The sequence below is a fragment of the Hymenobacter metallicola genome, from assembly GCF_004745645.1.
In the GTDB taxonomy this organism is placed as follows: Bacteria; Bacteroidota; Bacteroidia; order Cytophagales; family Hymenobacteraceae; genus Hymenobacter; species Hymenobacter metallicola.
Genome location: NZ_SRMB01000003.1, coordinates 153131 through 171272 on the forward strand (window position 1 = coordinate 153131; position 18142 = coordinate 171272).

15 protein-coding genes and 1 tRNA gene are annotated in these 18142 nt (G+C 59.4%); 9 read left to right on the forward strand and 7 right to left on the reverse strand.

Features of this window, described 5'->3' with window-relative positions:
* Positions 1-9: 9 nt before the first annotated feature.
* Positions 10-240, reverse strand: a complete 231-nt coding sequence (locus E5K02_RS15900; protein ID WP_135396685.1) for a FeoA family protein — start codon at positions 238-240, stop codon at positions 10-12.
* 256 nt (positions 241-496) lie between these two features.
* On the opposite strand from E5K02_RS15900, the gene E5K02_RS15905 reads away from it, so the two are divergent.
* The gene (locus tag E5K02_RS15905; protein WP_135396202.1) at positions 497-1396 is read left to right on the forward strand and encodes a carboxypeptidase-like regulatory domain-containing protein; all 900 of its coding nucleotides are present in this window, start codon (positions 497-499) and stop codon (positions 1394-1396) included.
* A 161-nt stretch (positions 1397-1557) separates the two neighbouring features.
* Here the strand turns inward: E5K02_RS15905 and E5K02_RS15910 are convergent, their stop codons facing one another.
* Positions 1558-2190 carry an OmpA family protein gene (locus E5K02_RS15910; protein WP_135396203.1) on the reverse strand — a complete coding sequence of 211 codons (633 nt, stop codon included), beginning with the start codon at positions 2188-2190 and terminating at the stop codon, positions 1558-1560.
* 94 nt (positions 2191-2284) lie between these two features.
* Entirely contained in the window at positions 2285-4780 is a 2496-nt protein-coding gene (locus E5K02_RS15915; RefSeq protein ID WP_135396204.1) for a bifunctional UDP-N-acetylmuramoyl-tripeptide:D-alanyl-D-alanine ligase/alanine racemase, read from the reverse strand.
* Positions 4781-4942: 162 nt separating this feature from the next.
* Here E5K02_RS15915 and E5K02_RS15920 point away from each other — a divergent pair, with 162 nt between their 5' ends.
* The 4 genes from E5K02_RS15920 (at position 4943) to E5K02_RS15935 (ending at position 10547) form a co-directional block, all read left to right on the forward strand.
* Entirely contained in the window at positions 4943-5845 is a 903-nt protein-coding gene (locus E5K02_RS15920) for an EamA family transporter (protein WP_135396205.1), read from the forward strand.
* A 278-nt stretch (positions 5846-6123) separates the two neighbouring features.
* A complete protein-coding gene (locus E5K02_RS15925; RefSeq protein WP_135396206.1) occupies positions 6124-8688 on the forward strand; it encodes a YfhO family protein in 2565 nt (854 codons plus the stop codon).
* Positions 8689-8924: 236 nt separating this feature from the next.
* Positions 8925-9869 carry a 1-aminocyclopropane-1-carboxylate deaminase/D-cysteine desulfhydrase gene (locus tag E5K02_RS15930; RefSeq protein ID WP_135396207.1) on the forward strand — a complete coding sequence of 315 codons (945 nt, stop codon included), beginning with the start codon at positions 8925-8927 and terminating at the stop codon, positions 9867-9869.
* A gap of 42 nt (positions 9870-9911) precedes the next feature.
* Positions 9912-10547, forward strand: a complete 636-nt coding sequence (locus E5K02_RS15935; protein ID WP_135396208.1) for a DUF4230 domain-containing protein — start codon at positions 9912-9914, stop codon at positions 10545-10547.
* A 38-nt stretch (positions 10548-10585) separates the two neighbouring features.
* Here the strand turns inward: E5K02_RS15935 and E5K02_RS15940 are convergent, their stop codons facing one another.
* Complete coding sequence (locus tag E5K02_RS15940; protein ID WP_135396209.1) at positions 10586-11080, reverse strand: regulatory protein RecX; 495 nt, start codon at positions 11078-11080, stop codon at positions 10586-10588.
* Positions 11081-11501: 421 nt separating this feature from the next.
* On the opposite strand from E5K02_RS15940, the gene E5K02_RS15945 reads away from it, so the two are divergent.
* From E5K02_RS15945 to E5K02_RS15955, 3 genes are all read left to right on the forward strand, one after another.
* Entirely contained in the window at positions 11502-12317 is an 816-nt protein-coding gene (locus tag E5K02_RS15945; RefSeq protein ID WP_135396210.1) for a ferritin-like domain-containing protein, read from the forward strand.
* A 40-nt stretch (positions 12318-12357) separates the two neighbouring features.
* Positions 12358-13335, forward strand: coding sequence for a ferritin-like domain-containing protein (locus E5K02_RS15950; RefSeq protein ID WP_135396211.1), 978 nt, complete (start codon positions 12358-12360; stop codon positions 13333-13335).
* A gap of 209 nt (positions 13336-13544) precedes the next feature.
* Positions 13545-16172, forward strand: coding sequence for a DUF5686 and carboxypeptidase regulatory-like domain-containing protein (locus tag E5K02_RS15955; RefSeq protein WP_167856439.1), 2628 nt, complete (start codon positions 13545-13547; stop codon positions 16170-16172).
* A gap of 69 nt (positions 16173-16241) precedes the next feature.
* Here E5K02_RS15955 and E5K02_RS15960 read toward each other — a convergent pair whose 3' ends face one another.
* From E5K02_RS15960 to E5K02_RS15970, 3 genes are all read right to left on the reverse strand, one after another.
* Entirely contained in the window at positions 16242-16535 is a 294-nt protein-coding gene (locus E5K02_RS15960; RefSeq protein WP_167856440.1) for a DUF4834 family protein, read from the reverse strand.
* On the reverse strand, positions 16535-17305 hold the full coding sequence (locus E5K02_RS15965) for an FkbM family methyltransferase (protein WP_135396214.1): 771 nt from the start codon (positions 17303-17305) through the stop codon (positions 16535-16537). The genes E5K02_RS15960 and E5K02_RS15965 overlap by 1 nt, the downstream gene beginning before the upstream one ends.
* A gap of 99 nt (positions 17306-17404) precedes the next feature.
* The gene (locus E5K02_RS15970) at positions 17405-17875 is read right to left on the reverse strand and encodes a hypothetical protein (protein WP_135396215.1); all 471 of its coding nucleotides are present in this window, start codon (positions 17873-17875) and stop codon (positions 17405-17407) included.
* Between the two features lie 184 nt (positions 17876-18059).
* On the opposite strand from E5K02_RS15970, the gene E5K02_RS15975 reads away from it, so the two are divergent.
* Positions 18060-18135 (forward strand) — tRNA-Thr (locus tag E5K02_RS15975).
* The last annotated feature ends 7 nt before the right edge of the window (positions 18136-18142 follow it).

Sequence of the window (18142 nt, forward strand, 5' to 3'; positions counted from 1 at the left end):
CGGCAGCGGCTAGTCTTTCAAAAGAATCGTGGCAGCCTCACTGACGCGCAACGACAAGGTATAATCATCGTCGCCTACGACCAGCGTAATCGGGCAGCCCAAAGGGGCTCGGCTATTCAGCCGCACCTGCGTGCCCGGGATACAGCCCATTTCCAGCAGCTTGAGCGCCATTTCAGCATCTTGCAGGCAGCAGATCGTGCCACTTTCCCCCAGGCGCAGGTCTTTCACGCTGCGGGGCATACGGGTCTGAACTTGGGTGGAACGGCTGGACACGGGCGGGGGCTTTATTTAGATTCTGTTCAAACAAAGGTACTACCCATTTAGGTTTCAGCCAAAACTCAGATATCTTCCCTAGTGAGCCTTCTAAAATGGGTTAAGTCTTTGATTTAGAATTATTCCGAAGTGTAATTGCATATTTATAAATATTCAGGGAGGTATTGCGTTTCTTCGCCCTTTTCATTGTAGTTTTGACATATAATTAAGAATCTGCCTACCTATGCTCCAACGCTTACTTACTCTTTTCGCCTTCGTTCTGCTGTTTCCAGCACTAGGCTTTGCTCAGGAGAATAAAATCTCGGGGCGCATTGTAGACCAAAAGACCAAAGAGCCAATCCCTTTTGCCTCTATCGGCTTAAAGGAAGAGCAAAGTGGCGCTTTGACCAATGAGTATGGCTTCTTTCAGATGGCCATGCCGGAAAAGAATGCCCAGGACTCCCTGGTGGTTCTTGCACTGGGGTATTTCCGCAAGGCCATTCTGGTGAAAAAGGGCACGAATCTGCAGGACCTTATCATCGAGGTACCTAAGCGCGTGATTGAGCTGAAAGAAGTTACCGTTAAGGGCGGCAAGGTGAAAGACTTGGCCCTAGGCTCAAAAGGCAATACGCCCGGCGAGGGGATGATTCAGGGCTTGCCCGGCCAGCAGTACGCTTTTTTCGTGAAAAACGAGAAAGGCAAGAAGCTCGGCAACGTGCGCTCGGTGTCGTTCTACATCGGGGAAAATGGCTTCCCCCGGGAGCCCTTCCGCGTGCGCCTCTACAAAGCTGACGGCAACTATAACTCGCCCAACACCGACATCCTGACGGATAACGTGGTGGTATCGGCCCCTAAAGGCGGTGAGTGGTACACTATCGACCTGACCCAGTACAACGTGGAAGCGCCCGAAGAGGGCTTCTTCGTAGCCATGGAGTGGATTGTAAGTGGGGACAAATTTTACACCACTAACTTTATGGACTCCTATACACCCTACGGTCAGATTATGCGCCCGACCTTCGAATTCAAGGAAAGCCGCACTTGGACGTACTCCATCGGCAAGGGCTGGAGCCTGATTACGCTGGCCAACAACGGCATGCGCTACAACGCCATGATCAAGGCCGAAGTGGATATGATCAAAGATTAATGCCGCAGAGCTTTACCTAGCCTCACGCAGCCAGTAACACAAAAAGGCTGCATCCTTTGGGATGCAGCCTTTTTGTTTGTCCTAGTGGCCAGTTCAGAGAAGGAGTTGCTTAAAAGGCATTTTGCCCATTCGTCCACATCAGCACACTACTCAGCAGCACGCTATTTCGTGCGCACGGCAATTTCGACGCGGCGGTTCTGCTGCCGGCCCTCGGCCGTGGCGTTAGAGGCCACCGGCTCACTTTCGCCCATGGGCTCCACGCTCACGCGCGAAGCATCAATTTTACCGTTCTGGCTTAGCCAGGTTTTCACGGCGTTAGCGCGCTTTTCGCTCAGTTCCCGGTTGTAGCTCTTATCGCCGCGCGAGTCGGCAAAGCCCATAATATACACCGGGCCCGTAGCGTAACGCTGGCCGATAGAAGCCGAAATTTGCTCCAGGGCCTTGCTGGCGCTGGCCTTTATTTCGGCTTTATCCGTGTCGAATAGAACGGCTTCTTCTACCCCGTACACGCTATATTCCTCGTTGCCGCGCACCGTCACGTCGGGCAAATTTACTTCGGGGTACTTCACGTCGGCCAGCTTTTGCTTGGCCATGTCCCAGCCACTGCCCACGGCATCGGTAGCGGCGGCAGTAGCGCCTTCTACAGCCCCCGCGGCCGTTTCACCGTCGCGGTATACGACAGCCGTATCTTGGGTGGCTTCCTGGGGCTGGTCCTTGGTTTCGGGATTCTTGAGGTTGTCGCAGGCCGTAAGCAGCGCAATTAGGGCTACGACGGAGAGAAGATGCTTTTTCATGTGGTTGTGGACGAGGGGGAGTGGAAAGGCAAGTGGGGAGGTCTTACGCAGAATTACTGTGCAGGTTGGACCAGCAGCCCTTCTATCCTTGGCTCTACTCGGCAAAAAACACCCGTTTCACCCGCTCACTCACGTTGGTCAACAGCTCATACGGAATGGTGCCGATACGGGCAGCGGCTTCGCGCAAGGGCATCTCCTCCCCAAATACCACAGCCGGGTCGCCGGGCCGGGCGGCCGGAATATGGGTAACATCGACCATGCACATATCCATACACACATTGCCGATTATAGGCGCCCGCCGCCCCCAAATCACAACCTCTCCTACCCCATTGCCGAAGCGCCGGTCGTAGCCGTCGGCGTAGCCAATAGCCAGCGTGGCAATGCGGCGCTCATGGTCGGCGGGGCCACCCCGCCGACCATAGCCCACGGTTTGGCCCGGGGCCAGGGTTTTGATTTGGGAAATGGTGGTGCGCAAGCTACTGACGGGCCGTAGGGCCTCGGGCTGCTGCCCACTGGCTTCCACGCCGTAAAGCCCGATGCCCAGCCGCACCATGTCGTAGTGCGCATCGGGAAAGCGCACGATACCGGCCGAGTTCAGGGCGTGTTTTATAATAGCGTAGCCCAGGGCGGCCTCTACCTGGGGCGCCATCCGCTGAAAAGCGGCCAACTGCTGGCGCGAAAAGTCGTTGTGCTGCTCTTCGTCGGCGCCGGCCAAGTGGGTCAGGGCGCTGGCTACGCGCAACTGCGCCGCGTTTTCCTGAAGCAACAGCCCTAGCGCGGGCATATCCTCCTCAGCAAAGCCCAGGCGGCGCATACCAGTGTCGAGTTTGAGGTGAATGGCAGGCATAGTCTGCTCCTGAGCCGCTCGCAGATATTCCTGCAGCCGCTCGAAGGAATAGATTTCGGGCTCCAGATGATACTGCCGCATTTTCTGGAAAGAATCCGGCGACGGGTTCATGACCATAATGGGCAGACTGATGCCATGCTGCCGCAGTTCGACGCCCTCGTCGGCGTAGGCCACGGCCAAATAATCGGCACGGTGGAACTGCAGCAGATTGGCCACTTCGTAGCTGCCACTGCCATAGGCAAAGGCCTTGACCATGACCATCAGCCGGGTGCCGGGCTGTAGGCGGGCCCGGTAGAAATTCAGGTTGTGCACCAGCGCATCGAGGTTTACTTCCAGCACCGTCCCATGAATTTTCTGTTGGAAGGCCGCCACTATCCGCTCGAAGCCGAAGCGCCGGGCTCCTTTCACCAGAATGGTTTCCTGATGAAAGTGCTCGGGCCGGAAAGCCTCCAAAAAAGCTTCGGTAGTAGGATATAGTTCTACTTTCTCCTTGGCAAAAACGGCCTGGTGGGCGCCGATTTCGGGACCGATGCCCACCAGCCGCTCGACGCCGTGCGGGGGCAGCAAGGCCGCCACGTGGGCGTAAAGCTCGGCGGCGGGCAAGCCTGATTCCAACACGTCGGACAGAATCAGGGTGCGGTGGCCCCGGCGGGGCTGGCGGGCCAGCACGTCGAGGGCCAGACGCAACCCGGCCAGGTCGTTATTATAGGTATCGTCCAGTACGTAGCAGTCGTTTAGGGCCTGCTTCATTTCCAGGCGCATGGCCACGGGCTGGAGCCGGTCGAGGCGGCGTTGGATTTCGGGGGCCGGCACCTGCCGCCAGAGCAGCACCGTAAGACCATGCAGCGCATTTTCCACGGAAGGCTCATCGGCAAAGGGCAGCGTAAAGGTGTGTTCTTGCTTGAGGGGCCGCTCCAGCACTACGCGCACCACCGTACGCCCGGCCGAGGCCTCGAGCACCGATACCGCGACGTGAGTATCGTAGCTATGATGACGGCTCCAGGTAAAAGTACGGCCTGCCCCAAGCCGGGCCTGCGCAGCGGTGTGAATGGCCTCATGGTCGCGGCAGTAGAACAAAGTATCTACGTCGCCAAACAGCGTCATTTTCTCCGCCACCTTCTCGGCCGGCGAAGCAAAGCCCGCGTCGTGGGCCGTGCCCAGATTCGTAAAAATGCCAAGCGTGGGCTGAATGACCTGCGCCAGCCGGGCCATTTCGCCAACTTCCGAGATGCCCGCCTCGAAGATACCCACCGTGTGCGTCGCATTCAGCTCCCACACCGACAACGGCACCCCCACCTGGGAGTTGTAGCTACGCGGACTTTTGCAGATCAGCTCATCGGAGCTCAGCAGCTGAGCCAGCCACTCTTTCACAATAGTTTTGCCGTTGGACCCGGTGATGCCGAACACCGGAATCCGGAACTGCCGCCGGTGGTGGGCAGCAATGGCCTGCAGGGCCGCTAGCGTGTCGGGCACTACTAAACAGCTGGCTTCCGGAAAGGCCGAGATACCGCCGGGAATATGAGCGGGCTGGTCGACCACGAACAGGCGCACTCCCTGCTGGTAGAGGTCGGGCAGGTAGCGGTGGCCGTCGTGCTGGGCCCCGCGAATGGCAAAAAACAGGGAGCCGGCGGGCTGGCCTACGCGGCGGCTGTCGAGCAACAGGTGCTGAATGCGGGTCGGGACGGTGGCCTCCTGAAGCAGGATTCCGTTGGTCAGGGCCGGGAGGTCGGAGAAAAGCAGCATGGCAGAAGGAAAACCACGGCAAAGGTAGCAGGGTTTTGGGCGGGCCGCCGCGCAAGCCGCCCAGGCAGCCCCAGCGGGAACTCAGGCCAAATTACCACTCCAGGTACCACTCAGCGCCTGCCCTGGCGTACCTTTGCAAACTTTCTTACTTAGTACCTGTCCTTGAAACTCTCCCGCCACCATGTGGCCGCCTTGGCGGCCTTTCTGATCTGGGGCTTTTTTCCGCTTCCCCTGCGGATGATGGCCGGCTACAGCAGCGGCCAGATTCTGTTTTTCCGAGTGCTGCTTTCCCTGGCCCTGCTGCTGATTATCAACCTGACGGCGCGGCGCAGTACGCTGCTAGCCACCTGGCACCAGTGGCAGCGCGCCACCCCGGCCGAGCGGCGCCGCGTGGGCTTCAGCACGGTGGTGGGCGGCGCCCTGCTAACCAGCAACTGGCTGCTGTTTATTTATGTCGTCAATCAGGTGAGCGTGCAGGCGGGCTCGTTTGCCTACCTCATCTGCCCCATTCTGACCGCGCTGTTGGGCTTTGTAGTGCTGGGCGAAAAGCTGCAGCCCATTCAGTGGCTGGCTATTGGCCTGAGCGCGCTGAGCTGCGCCTTGCTGGGGGCGGGAGCCTGGCAAAACGTGCTGATGAGCCTGGTGGTGGCCTTTACGTATGCCTCCTACTTGATTAGCCAGCGCAAGCTGCAGGGCTACGACCGCCTGGTGCTGCTCACGGTGCAGCTGCTACTGGCGGCCCTCGTGATTCTGCCCGCGGCCCAGCTGCTGGGAGCTGATCCGGCCGCTGGCTTCCAGGATGGCTACCTGCTGCTGATGGCGGGCGTTCTAAGCGTGGGGTTTACGGTTATTCCGCTGTTTCTGAACCTGTTTGCGCTCAACGCCCTGGCATCGGGCACCGTGGGCATTCTGATGTACCTGAACCCGATTGTCAGCTTTGCCCTGGCTTTTCTGTACTACGGTGAAAAAGCCAGCCTCAAGCAGATTATTGCCTATGCCGTCATTCTGCTGTCCGTGGTTCTGTACAATTCGGGCCACCTGTTCAAGCCGCGCCGGGTGGCCTAAGGCCACGACTCCGGCAAAAGTCACTCTTTTGCCACGCCGACTACCGCTTTTGTCCCTTGGCTCTGGGCAGCAGAAACCAGCGGCTCCTCCCCCCGCTGGGCTACGCAATATTCCGCTTTCCTTCGCATGCGGGGAGAAGAGCCTAGCCGTCGGCAGCCTACCCGACGGGCACTAATCTGCCTTCCAAGCGTTCTTCAAATAAAATAAACGGGCTACCTTCGGGCTACCTGACGTGTGCGTACGCCAGGCGGGCCCTTTTCCGACTCTTTTTTCGTCTGATGACTACTGTTTCTTCTCCGGCGGTGCCGCTGTGGCGCCGGCTGCTGCCCCACCTGCTGGCCATCGTGTTCTTCTTCGTACTGGCGGCCGTGTACTTCTCCCCGATTCTGTTCGACGGCAAAACCCTGGCGCAGCACGACGTGGTGCAGTTCAACGGTGGGGCCCACGAAGCCCAGCTTTACCGGGAAGCAACCGGCAAAGAAGCCCTGTGGACCAACTCCATGTTCTCGGGCATGCCGACCTACCTGATCAGCACCCGTTTCCCCGGCGACCTGTCCATCTACCTGCACCAGATTTTTACCCTGCACCTGCCGGCGGTAGTCGCCAATCTTTTTTTGGCCCTGCTCTGCGGCTACGTGCTGTTTGTGGCGCTGGGCGTGCGGCCTTTGCTGGCCGCGGTGGGCGCTATTGCGCTGGGCTTCACCAGCTACAACCTGATTATTCTGGCGGCGGGCCACAATACCAAGTCGCTGGCCCTGGCCTACGCGCCGCTGGTGCTGGGCGGCTTGCTGGTCACGTTCCGCCGCAACCGGTGGCTGGGGGCGGCTTTGTTTGCCCTGGGCCTAACCATGAACGTGCGCTCCAACCACTTGCAGATTACCTACTACCTGCTGCTGCTGGTACTGGTATTCGGGGTTATCGAGTTGATTGGCGCCCTGCGCGAAAAGCGGCTGGGTGACTTTTTCGGCCGGACGGCCTTGCTGGCGGCCGCCGCGGTGCTGGCCGTGGGCGTCAGCTTCGGCCGCCTCTACGTGACGGCCGAATACGGCAAGTACTCTATCCGGGGTAAGTCGGAGCTGACCACCCCGGCTCCGTCGGCTACCGCCCAGGCCCCGGCCGCAGGCGAAGACGGCGTCGGCAACGGCCTCGACCGGGACTACGCCTTTGGTTGGAGCTACGGCGTGGGCGAAACCATTACCCTGCTGATTCCCAACTACTACGGCGGGGCCAGCGCCGGTTCGCTCAGCGAAAACTCTACCACGGGCAAGGCCTTGGCGGGTATTGGCATTCCGCCGGTGCAGCTACGCGAGTATCTGCAGCAGCTGCCGCTCTACTGGGGCGACCAGCCCAGCACCAGCGGCCCGGTGTACATCGGGGCCGTGGTATGCTTCCTGTTCATCCTCGGCCTGTTCGTGGCCGAGCGCCGGACCCGCACCTGGCTGCTGGTGGGCACCATTCTGTCGATCCTGCTGGCCTGGGGTAAGAATTTCGAGACCTTCAACTACCTGATGTTCGACTATTTCCCCGGCTACAACAAGTTTCGTTCGGTGAGTATGGCCCTCATTATTGCCCAGTTGGCCATGCCTCTGCTGGCCATTCTGGCTTTGGCCCGTATCCTGCGTCCCCAGCCCGCCGTGGCCCCGGTAGCCGGGGCCAGCACCCACCCCAGCCTGGCCGCGCTGAGCGGGCAGCCGGTGGCCTCGCCCGAAACGGCCGAGTTGAAGCGCAAGCTGCTCTACGCGGTGGGTATCACGGCCGGTATCTGCGTACTGGCTTACCTGGCGGGCCTGGGCGCCGATTTTGCCTCTCCCATCGATGCGCAGCTGCAGCAGCAGGGCTTCCCGCTGGATGCGCTACGGGCCGACCGCGCCAGCCTGATGCACACCGACGTGCTCCGGACGCTGGTGTTTGTGCTGCTGACCGGCGGCGTGCTGTACTTTTATTTACAGCGTAAGCTTTCGGTAACCATGGCCGCGCTGCTGGTTGGTGCCCTGACGCTGGTCGACCTCTGGGGCGTGGATAAGCGCTACCTCAACGACAATAACTTCCAGCGCGAAACCATTGCCCAGCAGTTTGTGCCCACGGCCGCCGACCAGCAGATTCTGCAGGACAAGGACCTGAGCTACCGGGTACTCAACCTGCAAAACCCCTTTAACGAAGCCAACACGTCGTACTTCCACAAGAGCATCGGCGGCTACCACGGGGCCAAGCTGCGCCGCTACCAGGATCTGATTGAGCGCCAGATTTCGGCCAACAACACCCAGGTGCTGGCCATGCTCAACACGCGCTACATCATTACCGGCGACCCGAAGCAGCCGGTACAACGCAACCCCGGCGCCCTGGGCAATGCCTGGTTTGTGAGTGAAGTGCAGAAAGTGCAGAACCCCGACCAGGAAATTGCGGCTCTCACCAACCTGAACGTGGCTACCACGGCCGTCATCGACGCCTCGAAGTTTCCGCTGGAAAAGACGACCTACAACGCGGCCGGCTCCACCATTGCCCTGACGGCCTACTCGCCCGACGCCCTGACTTACCGCGCCACGGCCGTGCAGGATGGCTTTGTGGTGTTCTCGGAAATCTACTACCAGGATGGCTGGAACGCCTATATCGACGGCAAGCTGGTGCCGCACCAGCGCGTGAACTACGTGCTGCGGGCCCTGCCCGTACCGGCCGGCACCCACACCATCGATTTCAAATTCGAGCCCAAGGAATATGCCATCGGCAACACGGTGTCGCTGGTATCCTCGGTACTGCTGATCCTGGCGCTGCTGGGCACTATTCTCTACTCCCTGAAGCGTAAGCCCACGACACCGGCCGAACAGGAAGTACGCCTAGCCGCATAAACGGTGCGTCATGGCGCGGCCCCGCCGTAGCAGTATATCCTTGCGAGGAAGAACGACATTCCGCGCATCAAGCGCCGTCACTCCGTCCGCTGCGCAGTACGACTCGTTCTTTTACCTAAAAGCCCTTTACTCCAGCTGGAATAAAGGGCTTTTCACGTCAGCAAGCTCCGCACATTTTAGAGCGCGGATTGCCGCGGCGGCGCCTCGCCACGACACACGCTTTTCTCCCCAGCCCTATGCTGATTCAGGAACTTCAGGAGCCAATAGCTACTCAGCGCGGGGTGCGACTCTTGCTGTGCCGCGACGACCTGACCCACCCCGACCTGCCCGGCAACAAGTGGCGTAAGCTCAAGTACAACCTGCTGGCCGCCCAAGAGCAGGGCCACCATACGCTGCTGACCTTTGGCGGGGCTTTTTCCAACCACATAGCCGCCGTAGCTGCGGCCGGCCGCCTCCAGGGCTTCCGCACCCTGGGCCTGATCCGAGGGGAGCCGACCTGGCCGCTGAACCCAACCCTACACCGGGCCACCGCCGATGGCATGCAGCTGCACTACCTCGACCGGGAAACCTACCGCCGCAAGCATGAGCCGGAGGTAATGGCCACGCTGCTGGCCGAAACGGGCCCGGCCTACGTGCTACCCGAAGGCGGAACCAACACGCTGGCCCTACCGGGCTGCGCCGAGCTGATAACGGAGCTGGCCTTCCAAACTGACTTCGACTGCGTGGCTGTGGCTTGCGGCACGGGCGGCACGCTGGCCGGCCTGCTCACGGGGTTGGGGGGGCAGCGCACGGCCCTGGGCGTGGCGGCCCTGAAGAACGGTGGGTTTCTACGAGACGACATCCAGCAGCTGACCCGGCAAGCCACGGGCAAAACCTACGACAACTGGGAGCTATTGACCAACTACCACTTCGGTGGGTACGCCTCGTTCTCCGCCGAACTGCTGGATTTTATTCAAGCTTTCGAGCTGCGGCACGGCATTCTCCTCGACCCCATCTATACGGGCAAGCTGCTTTTCGCGCTGCTGGCGCTAATTGAGCAAGGTCGTTTTGCGGTGGGCAGCACGGTGGTGGCGGTGCATACGGGTGGTTTGCAGGGCTGGCAGGGGTTTCGGCAACGGTTCGGCCACCGCAGTGCCTGGTGGCCCACGTATGCTACTGCGGGCAGCCAAACGTTAACCTGAACCGTATTCTTCTCATTCCGCTCTGCTCCCCGCTTTTCGCCTATGCCCCTTACCCGTTTGCTTCGCCGTCTGCTGCCCCTGCTTTTTCTGGTTGGCCTGGGGTGGTTTCTGTGGAAGAAAGTACAGCCCCGCCTCTTCGACTTCAGCAACCCACTTGACCCGGAGCCGCGCGTGACGGTGACCCACAACACGGTGCTGACCAAGATAGAGGCGCTGGGCCGCCTGGAGCTGGTGCGTTACCAGTTCAAGGATGTGGTGGAATACCGCAAGAGTACCTACCGGTTTTTGCCCGATTCGAAAGTGGCCCTGATTGTGGCCGGCAACGCCATTGGCTGCCTCGATTTGCGCAAAGTCAAGCCCCAGGACGTGGTATTTGAGGGCGACTCGGTGGTACGCGTGGCCCTGCCGGCGGCTGAGCTGTGCACCTGGCAGGTCGACCATAGCCAGAGCCGGGTATACAGTACGCAGAACTCGTTTTTCAACGATGCCGAACTGGTCGATGAGGGCTATAAGTACGCCGAAAAGAATGTGCAGCGGGCCGCCCTGCAATCAGGCATCCTGGCCCAAACTACCCTGAATGCCGAGCAGATTCTGCGGCCCATGCTCGAAACCATGACCGGCCGCCGGGTTGTTCTTACCCAGCAGACCGCCCCGCCCCAGGTGCCGGCCCGGCGTTAACACTTCCAAGTCCGGAGTACAGAATGCTAAGCGGCGGCTTACTCTTCCTCCGCTTCCTTGCCCAGGTCATCAAGGGCCATTTTAATCAGGTCGTTTTCGTAGCCCTTCACGGTCAGGAACATGGTTAGCTTCTGGCGGCGCAGGCGCTGATTGCCCTCTTTCTCCACCCGGTTGCGTTTTTCGAGCGTGTCCAGCAGGTTCTGATAGTACACGTCGCCATCAATTTCTTTCAGCCCAACCTTGATGCAGTACTCCGACAGGCCCTTCTGCTTCAGCTCCTGGGTGATGCGGCGGCGGCCCCATTTCTTGATGCCAACCTTACCCCGCACAAACGACTTGGCGAAGCGTTCCTCATCCAGCAGCTTTTCGCGGCTCAGGCGGATAATGATTTCGCCGGCTTCGTCCTCGGTTAGTCCGTACTCCCGGAGCTTGGCCTCAACTTCCTTCGTCGTGCGCTCCTGGTAGGCACAGTAAGCCGCAATTTTGGGCAGGGCCTCACCGGGCGTATAAAATTTCTTTTTGGGTTGATCCATCGAATACATAAGCCGGGCCGACGAATAAGCGTCAGCTCCTAAGGTAACGCACCAGACAAGGTTGGCGTTCGGTGGGCAAGCTACTGGTTCTGCTGCTGAGGACCTACTTGAGCGGGCACCCCCTGATGCGGGTTTACTTATCGTTGAACACCGCCGGCGCAGTTCCATTACCCCAAAGTCAAGCTTTTCTTTGAAAGCCCGCCGCTACCCATAGGGCTGAGAACAAGGCTGGAAGTACGTATTTACTTATAGGCCTGGATTTGCTATTTAAACGTAATCTTTCTGCGTAGTCTTTACTAACCGAATGCGCAGCATACGTATTTCGACTGATTTAATACGTATTTACTCCTTGAGAAAGGCTAGGTCGGACAACTAGTCGCGTAGGTGCTAAGCAAGTTACTCACACTAACGCCAACGCACTATGACTAAACAAACTTATCCTGCCCAACTAGAGGACAAATCTTCTGGCGGGCTGCGGAACGCCCTGCCGCGCCGCGACTTTCTACGCTACACCGGCGCCGGTCTGGCCCTGACCGGCCTCGTCCTGAACGGCTGCAGCGACGATGATGACAATGTTGACCCCAATGCTAATAACACGGTCAACGTCGGCACCAGTGACATCGGCGTCCTCAACTACGCCTATGCCCTTGAGCAACTCGAAGCTGCGTTCTACGCCCAGGTAATAGCCGGTGGTACCGGTACTTACTTTACAAGCCTAGGTGCTAACAGCGCCGAGCGCCAAATCCTGACCGACTTGGCCGCGCACGAAAAAGCGCACCGCGACTTTTTCAAGAACACGATTCCCGCCAACAGCATCATCAAAGAACTCTCGCCCGACTTCTCGGCTATTGACTTCAATGTGGGCAAGCGCGCGGCGGGGGCGCCAGCTGGTACGAAGCTGGGCGTATTGGATGCTGCTATGGCCTTCGAGGATTTGGGCGTAGCGGCTTACAACGGTGCCGGACGGTATATTACCAACCCGGTGTATCTGGCCCTGGCCGGTAAAATTGTATCGGTGGAGGCGCGTCACGCGGCTCTTATCCGCGACCTGATGAGCTACAACACCTTCGTTGGCAGCGATGTAGTCGACTTGTTTACGCCCACTGGCAGCGCCTCTACCCCAGGGGTAGGCAACGGCACGGGTCTGGAGAAATCGAAGCGGCCCGCCGAGGTTATCACGACGGCGAACCAGTTTCTGCAGGAAGGCTCCAAACTCAACGTGAGCGGCCTGGCCTAATCCGTAGTCATCCTTTTTCGCCTTAATCTGACCTTTCGCTATGGATCTGTTCCAACTAATTACTGAGATTGAAAAAGTAGACCCCGAAGTCTACGAACGATTTGACTCGCGCCGCCGCGTGTTCAAGCACCTCACGGGCATGGGCAAGAAGCTTTCCGCCGCCGCCCTCCCCGGTTTTGTAGCCGCTCTGTTCAACAAAGCCTATGGCCAGACGGCTGGCCCATCGGTGAACGACGTGCTGAACCTGGCCTTAAGCCTAGAGTACCTGGAGTTTTACTTCTACGATACGGGCCTGAACACGACGGGCCTTATCCCGGAGCCCGAGCGCCGCGCCATCGAACTGATTCGCAACGACGAAAGCGGCCACATCAAAACCCTGCGCGGAGCCTTGGGCAGTGCCGCTATTCCTGACCCCGGCCGGGCGGCCTTCGACTACAGCGGTGGCAAAGGCTCCGGCACCGGTCCGTTTGCGCCGGCCCTGCTGCCCGGCGGTACGGCCCTGTACTTCGGCGTAGCCCAGTCCTTCGTCGACACGGGGGTACGGGCCTACAAAGGCGGTGCGCCCTTCCTGATGACGAACAAGGACATCCTGGAAGCGGCCCTCAATATTCACTCGGTGGAAGCTCGCCACTCGTCCCACATCCGCACCGTACGCCGGGGCCTGGCAGCAGGTGTTCTGGGTGGACCCACTTCGGCCACCACTCCGGCCGGCGCCGATCCGAAAGTGTCGCCCAAGAGCTGGATTTCGGGCAACGACGGCGGCGGGCCTTCTCCCCAAACCAACCCGTCGACGGCGGATGTTTATGGTCCTGGCACGAACCCGCCTCCCGCGGGAGTTCCTACCGGTATCACCTTCCCCGGCGAAGACAACGTGGTGCAGGCGGGCCGTACTATCACGACGGACAGCGGCGTTTCGGCAGCGGCAGCCTCAGAGGCATTCGACGAACCCTTGGACTACGTAAAGGTGAAGGCTATTGCCCGCAATTTCGTGGCAGCCAGCACGACGTTGTTCGTATAATTTCCTCCGAGCACTACACACACCTAGAAAAGGACGGCCCAAGGGTCGTCCTTTTTTTTGTGCCGAGCGACGAAGCTCGTCGGTGGCAATGAATCCGGCTTACCAGTTATCAGCAGCATACCCCTCAGCAGACAACCTTTAGCTGCCGGATTTCATCTACCTTCACAACCACCGTGAACTATGCCCGTCTGATGCGTTATTTTCTACTCTTGCCCTTATTCTTAGCTGTATTAACTGCCCAAGCCGGCATCGTGCGGGGCAAGATTACGGACCCCAAAGGTGAGCCCCTGGCCTTTGCCAACGTAGCCGTGCGGGGCTCCGCCACCAGCACGGCTTCCAACGACCAAGGCAGCTACCAGCTGCGCCTCGATGCGGGCCAGTACGAAATGGTGTTCCAGTACGTAGGCTTCAAACCGCGGGTGGAAAAAGTAACCGTCGCCGCTGGCGACACGGCCACCGTGCTGAACGTGACCCTGACACCGGAAAACTACAACCTGGGCGAAGTGCTCATTCGGGCCTCTGACCGGGACCCGGCCTATGCCATTGTGCAGCACGCCATCGACTGGCGCAAGTATCACCGGGCGGAAGTGGCGGCTTTTACAGCCCGCATGTACATCAAGTCCATCATCCGCCTGACCGACGTGCCGGGCAAAATAATGGGCCTCGTGAAGGTAGGGCCCGACATCAAGCCCGGCGTGGTGTACCTGTCCGAGTCGGTGTCAGATATGACTTTCCGCCAGCCCAACAAGATTCAGGAACGCATGATTTCCTCGCGGGTAAGCGGCAGCAGCAAGGGCTTCAGCTTCAACCGGGCTTCCAAGAATTTTAATTTCTACGACAACCTGCTGCAATCCGGCTTTTCGGAGCGGGGATTCGTTTCGCCGGTGGCCCAGAATGCCATGCAGTTTTACCGCTACGAACTGGTTGGCGCCTCCCAGCAAAACGGCATTACCATCAACAAAATCCGGGTGACCCCGCGCCACCGCATCGACCCGGCTTTCTCGGGCTTCATCTACATTGCCGAAGATGGCACCTGGCGCCTGCACAGCCTCGACCTGAGCCTGGGCTCCAACTCGGGCATCGAATACGTAGATAATATGCGGGTCGAAATTTTGTATGCCCCGGCCCCGGGCCATCCGCAGGCCTGGATTATTCAGTCGCAGAAAGTGAGCCTGAGTGCCGGGGGGCTGGGTTTCAAGGGCAATGGCAGCATCAATGCGGTGCTGTCTAACTACCGCGTAACGCCAACTTACCCCAACCCGCCGGTGGTAGCGGCCACGCCGCCCCCCGCCAATGAGCCCGCCCACCGCGAAACCGTAGCCGAAGCCAAGCAGCAACGGCCGCAGCTGCGCGTAGCCACCCGCTCCATCCGCCGCGAAGCCCGGACCAAGGCTCAGGAAGAAATTCCGCTGCCTGAAGGGGGCGTAGCCCTAGCTCCCATGCCCAAGGGCCAGGTAATGCTAATTGAAAAAGGTGCTAATGAGCGCGACGTAGCCTACTGGGACTCCATCCGGCCTATTCCACTCAGCGAGGAGGAAGTCAAGGATTACCGGGTGAAGGACAGCGTCGAGGTGATTGAGAAATCCAAGCCCTACCAGGATTCCATGGACCGGATCCGCAACAAGCCCAGCTTTTTTGGGGTGCTTGTTGGCGGCTATACTTACAGCAACACCTACCGCCGCCGCTTCATCACCGTCGACTCGCCGACCGACAAAATGGTGTACAACACCGTCGAAGGCTTGGTTGTCAACCTCAACGCCACGTTCCTTCAGCGCTACGAAGACCGCCGCAGCTACTCCCTGGAGCCCGCGCTGCGCTACGGCTTCTCCAGCAAGCAGTTTAGCCCCAGCCTGCGCGGTGGCTACACCTTCCGGCCCGAGTCTTTTAGCCGGGTGGGGTTTGCCGTGGGCCGCACCATTCTGGATTTCGACCCTTACAACAACCAGCCGCACACGCCCTTCAATGCGCCCCTGCTGAACACTACTTACACGCTGCTCGCCAACCGCAACTACAACAAGTACTACCAGCGCGACGGGGTTGAGCTAACCTACCGCACGGAGGCATTCAATGGCTTTTTCGTGAACCTGGGGGCGGGCTACGCCGACCGCCGGGAGCTGTACAACACCACCGCGGAGCTGATCCGGGACGTGCCCGGCCGGGCTTTTACTCCCAACCAGCCCGAGGCGGCCGAGTTGCCCCAGGGCACGGGGTTTGGCCGCAGCCGTGCCGTCACGGTTGATATAGGTCTGAACTGGCAGCCGGGGCAAAAGTATGTTACCCGCCCCGATGGCAAGTTTAACCTCTACAATTCGCGCTACCCACGGCTTTCCCTGGGCTTGCGGCAGGGCTTGCGCAACGTGCTGGGCTCCGATGTACGCTTTACCCGGTTGGAACTGGGCGTGCAGAAAGAAGTGGGCTTTGGCTTGTTTGGCGAAACCCGCTTAAGCGGCACGGCCGGCACCTATCTGGGCACACCCGACCTGACGTTTATCGACTACCGCCACTTTGCCGGCAACCGCACTGCCTTGGCCATCAGCTTCGAGCAACAGTTCCAGCTGCTCGACAACTACCGCTATAGCACCGCTCAGCGCTATGTAGTGGGCCATTTCAGCCACCATTTCAACGGGTTCTTCTTTAATAAGCTGCCCGCTTTCCGCCAGCTCAAGTGGCAGGAGGTAGCAACGCTTAACTACCTCTACACGCCCACAGCGGGCCAGTACGCCGAGCTTGGCGTAGGCGTCGAGCACATATTCAAAATACTGCGGGTAGACTATTTTACCGCCCTGCAGGCCGGTGAGCGGCTGAACTCGGGTATCCGGATAGGCATCGGCTTTTAAGCAGCCAATCCCTCAAAGAAAAGGCCCGCTACGGATACGCAGCGGGCCTTTTTATAGGAGTAAAGCAGTCTATTTCACTTCTTCAAAATCAACGTACTCGCCGCCCTGAAAATTCTCGGGCTTGCTCTTCTGCGCCTTAGGCGGCACGAAGTCGACGCGCACGTTGCCTCCGCTCGGGGCGGGGTTGCGAGGCGGGGGCGGGGTACCGAATGCTCCTTCGAAGGGCACTCCCCCCCCGAACTGCTGGCCGTAACGCCGCGCCTGTTTCTGCACGAATTTGCCGACCAGCAAGCGGAGAACTATCGGCAGCAAAAACCGCACGACGAAAGAAATGATAAGCAGAATGAGCAGGAACTTAACCATCAGGAAACCGAGGGGGAAGCAGGAAGGGTAGGTTGAAAATAAAAATCGGCGGTAACGGCGCTGCGAAGCTGCTCGGCCGAGCATGGTACAAGCTCCAAACGCTCGGACAGCACAAATGGTTTATAGCCGATTTCGGCCAGTAAGGTCACTACTGTCTGCCGGTTTTCCAAGCCGTTGAGTTCGGTTTGGATTAGGGGCCGGAAGCGGCGCAGGGTGGCTTGCATATTACGAAACACCTCCGATTCAAACCCTTCTACGTCGCACTTCACAAAGTCCAGGCGCGGTAAGTCGGCCAGCAGCTCGTCCGGAACCCGCATCGGCACTTCGTAGGTACGGGCGTAGGTTTCGGCCGTATTGCTGGCGGCTACTTTGGTCATCCCGTGGTGCAGCAGCCCATTGCGCTCAGGCGTCCCCATGCGCACTGTCATGTTTTCGCCCCCCAACGCGTAGGGCAGCAGGGTTACGTTGTCGCACCCGCTGAGACGCACATTGTCGCGCCAGATTTCCTGAAACAGCGGAATCGGCTCTACGGCCAACACCTGCCCGCCAGGACCCGCCAGCCGCGAGAGAGCCACGGAATAATACCCCAGATTGGCGCCAATATCGAGGCACACAAAGCCGGGCTTGATGAGGTGCTGCAGAAAAAACAGCTCCGGATACTTCTCCTTGCCCCAGCCCGCGCCCACTAGTCGCAGATACACGCGACTCACCAGCCGGATATAACGTTCGAAGCCCAGGGCCCGAACCAGAAGTTTGCGGAGTTCTTTCATCAGGCTACAAAGATGCTGGAAAGCGAGGAAATCCGGCTCCTACGGTTTTTCCGGTGGAGCCATTGTTCTCTTGCTGAGCCAGCACTCTGCCAGCGAAGCTTACGGCTTTGCTTGTTTTCTGACCCGGCTCCACAACCGGGAAGTGCCGGCCGCCGCCAAGCCCCCCAGCAGATACCAGGCTACGGTCATCACCTGGGTTTGGCGGGTACGGTTGCTGGGCGCTTCCCCCAGACCCATTGGACCGGGTAGCAGCACGCCGCCGGCACCAGCGGCCAACCCTAGGATACTGCCCCGGGCCCAGGCTTTTTTGCCCCGGCCCACTAGGCTATAATACAGCCCGTTGGATAGAATATCCCCCGCCATGGTTAGGTTAAACAAGGTAGCCGGGTCGGGCTGCGGAGCCCGGGCTTTGCCGAGCAGCTTGCGCAGACCACGCATGCCCAGCACATCCATCCGGGGGGCATCGGGCGAAATGCGGCGGGCCGTTTCGTGAATGGCCGTCAAGACCAAAGCTCCCGCTAGGCCACTACCCAGTGCTTGGAGCAAACCACCTGATTTTTTGCGTTTCATAGGCAAGCAAGCAATATCGCAGGCCACAACCGTGGCCCGCCATACCCACCAACGCCAAACCAGAAGCAAGGGTTAAGACGAAATTTTAGGAATTCGCCACAAAAATTCCGCGGAAGGCTTGCGCCTTGTTCGGCCAGCTGCCTATCTTTGCCTCCCCAACCCGCAAAAGGCGGCTTCGGGAAATGCCTCTTTAGCTCAGTTGGTAGAGCAGCTCATTCGTAATGAGCAGGTCGTTGGTTCGAGTCCAATAAGAGGCTCCACAGAAAA

What these genes read in the sequence shown, in the direction of transcription:
- E5K02_RS15905 (WP_135396202.1), top strand. Translation starts at nt 497, where the DNA reads ATGCTCCAACGCTTACTTACTCTTTTCGCCTTCGTTCTGCTGTTTCCA.
- E5K02_RS15925 (WP_135396206.1), top strand. Translation starts at nt 6,124, where the DNA reads ATGACTACTGTTTCTTCTCCGGCGGTGCCGCTGTGGCGCCGGCTGCTG.
- E5K02_RS15940 (WP_135396209.1), bottom strand. Translation starts at nt 11,080, where the DNA reads ATGGATCAACCCAAAAAGAAATTTTATACGCCCGGTGAGGCCCTGCCC.
- E5K02_RS15950 (WP_135396211.1), top strand. Translation starts at nt 12,358, where the DNA reads ATGGATCTGTTCCAACTAATTACTGAGATTGAAAAAGTAGACCCCGAA.
- E5K02_RS15965 (WP_135396214.1), bottom strand. Translation starts at nt 17,305, where the DNA reads ATGAAAGAACTCCGCAAACTTCTGGTTCGGGCCCTGGGCTTCGAACGT.
- E5K02_RS15900 (WP_135396685.1), bottom strand. Translation starts at nt 240, where the DNA reads ATGCCCCGCAGCGTGAAAGACCTGCGCCTGGGGGAAAGTGGCACGATC.
- E5K02_RS15930 (WP_135396207.1), top strand. Translation starts at nt 8,925, where the DNA reads ATGCTGATTCAGGAACTTCAGGAGCCAATAGCTACTCAGCGCGGGGTG.
- E5K02_RS15945 (WP_135396210.1), top strand. Translation starts at nt 11,502, where the DNA reads ATGACTAAACAAACTTATCCTGCCCAACTAGAGGACAAATCTTCTGGC.
- E5K02_RS15960 (WP_167856440.1), bottom strand. Translation starts at nt 16,535, where the DNA reads ATGGTTAAGTTCCTGCTCATTCTGCTTATCATTTCTTTCGTCGTGCGG.
- E5K02_RS15915 (WP_135396204.1), bottom strand. Translation starts at nt 4,780, where the DNA reads ATGCTGCTTTTCTCCGACCTCCCGGCCCTGACCAACGGAATCCTGCTT.
- E5K02_RS15970 (WP_135396215.1), bottom strand. Translation starts at nt 17,875, where the DNA reads ATGAAACGCAAAAAATCAGGTGGTTTGCTCCAAGCACTGGGTAGTGGC.
- E5K02_RS15910 (WP_135396203.1), bottom strand. Translation starts at nt 2,190, where the DNA reads ATGAAAAAGCATCTTCTCTCCGTCGTAGCCCTAATTGCGCTGCTTACG.
- E5K02_RS15935 (WP_135396208.1), top strand. Translation starts at nt 9,912, where the DNA reads ATGCCCCTTACCCGTTTGCTTCGCCGTCTGCTGCCCCTGCTTTTTCTG.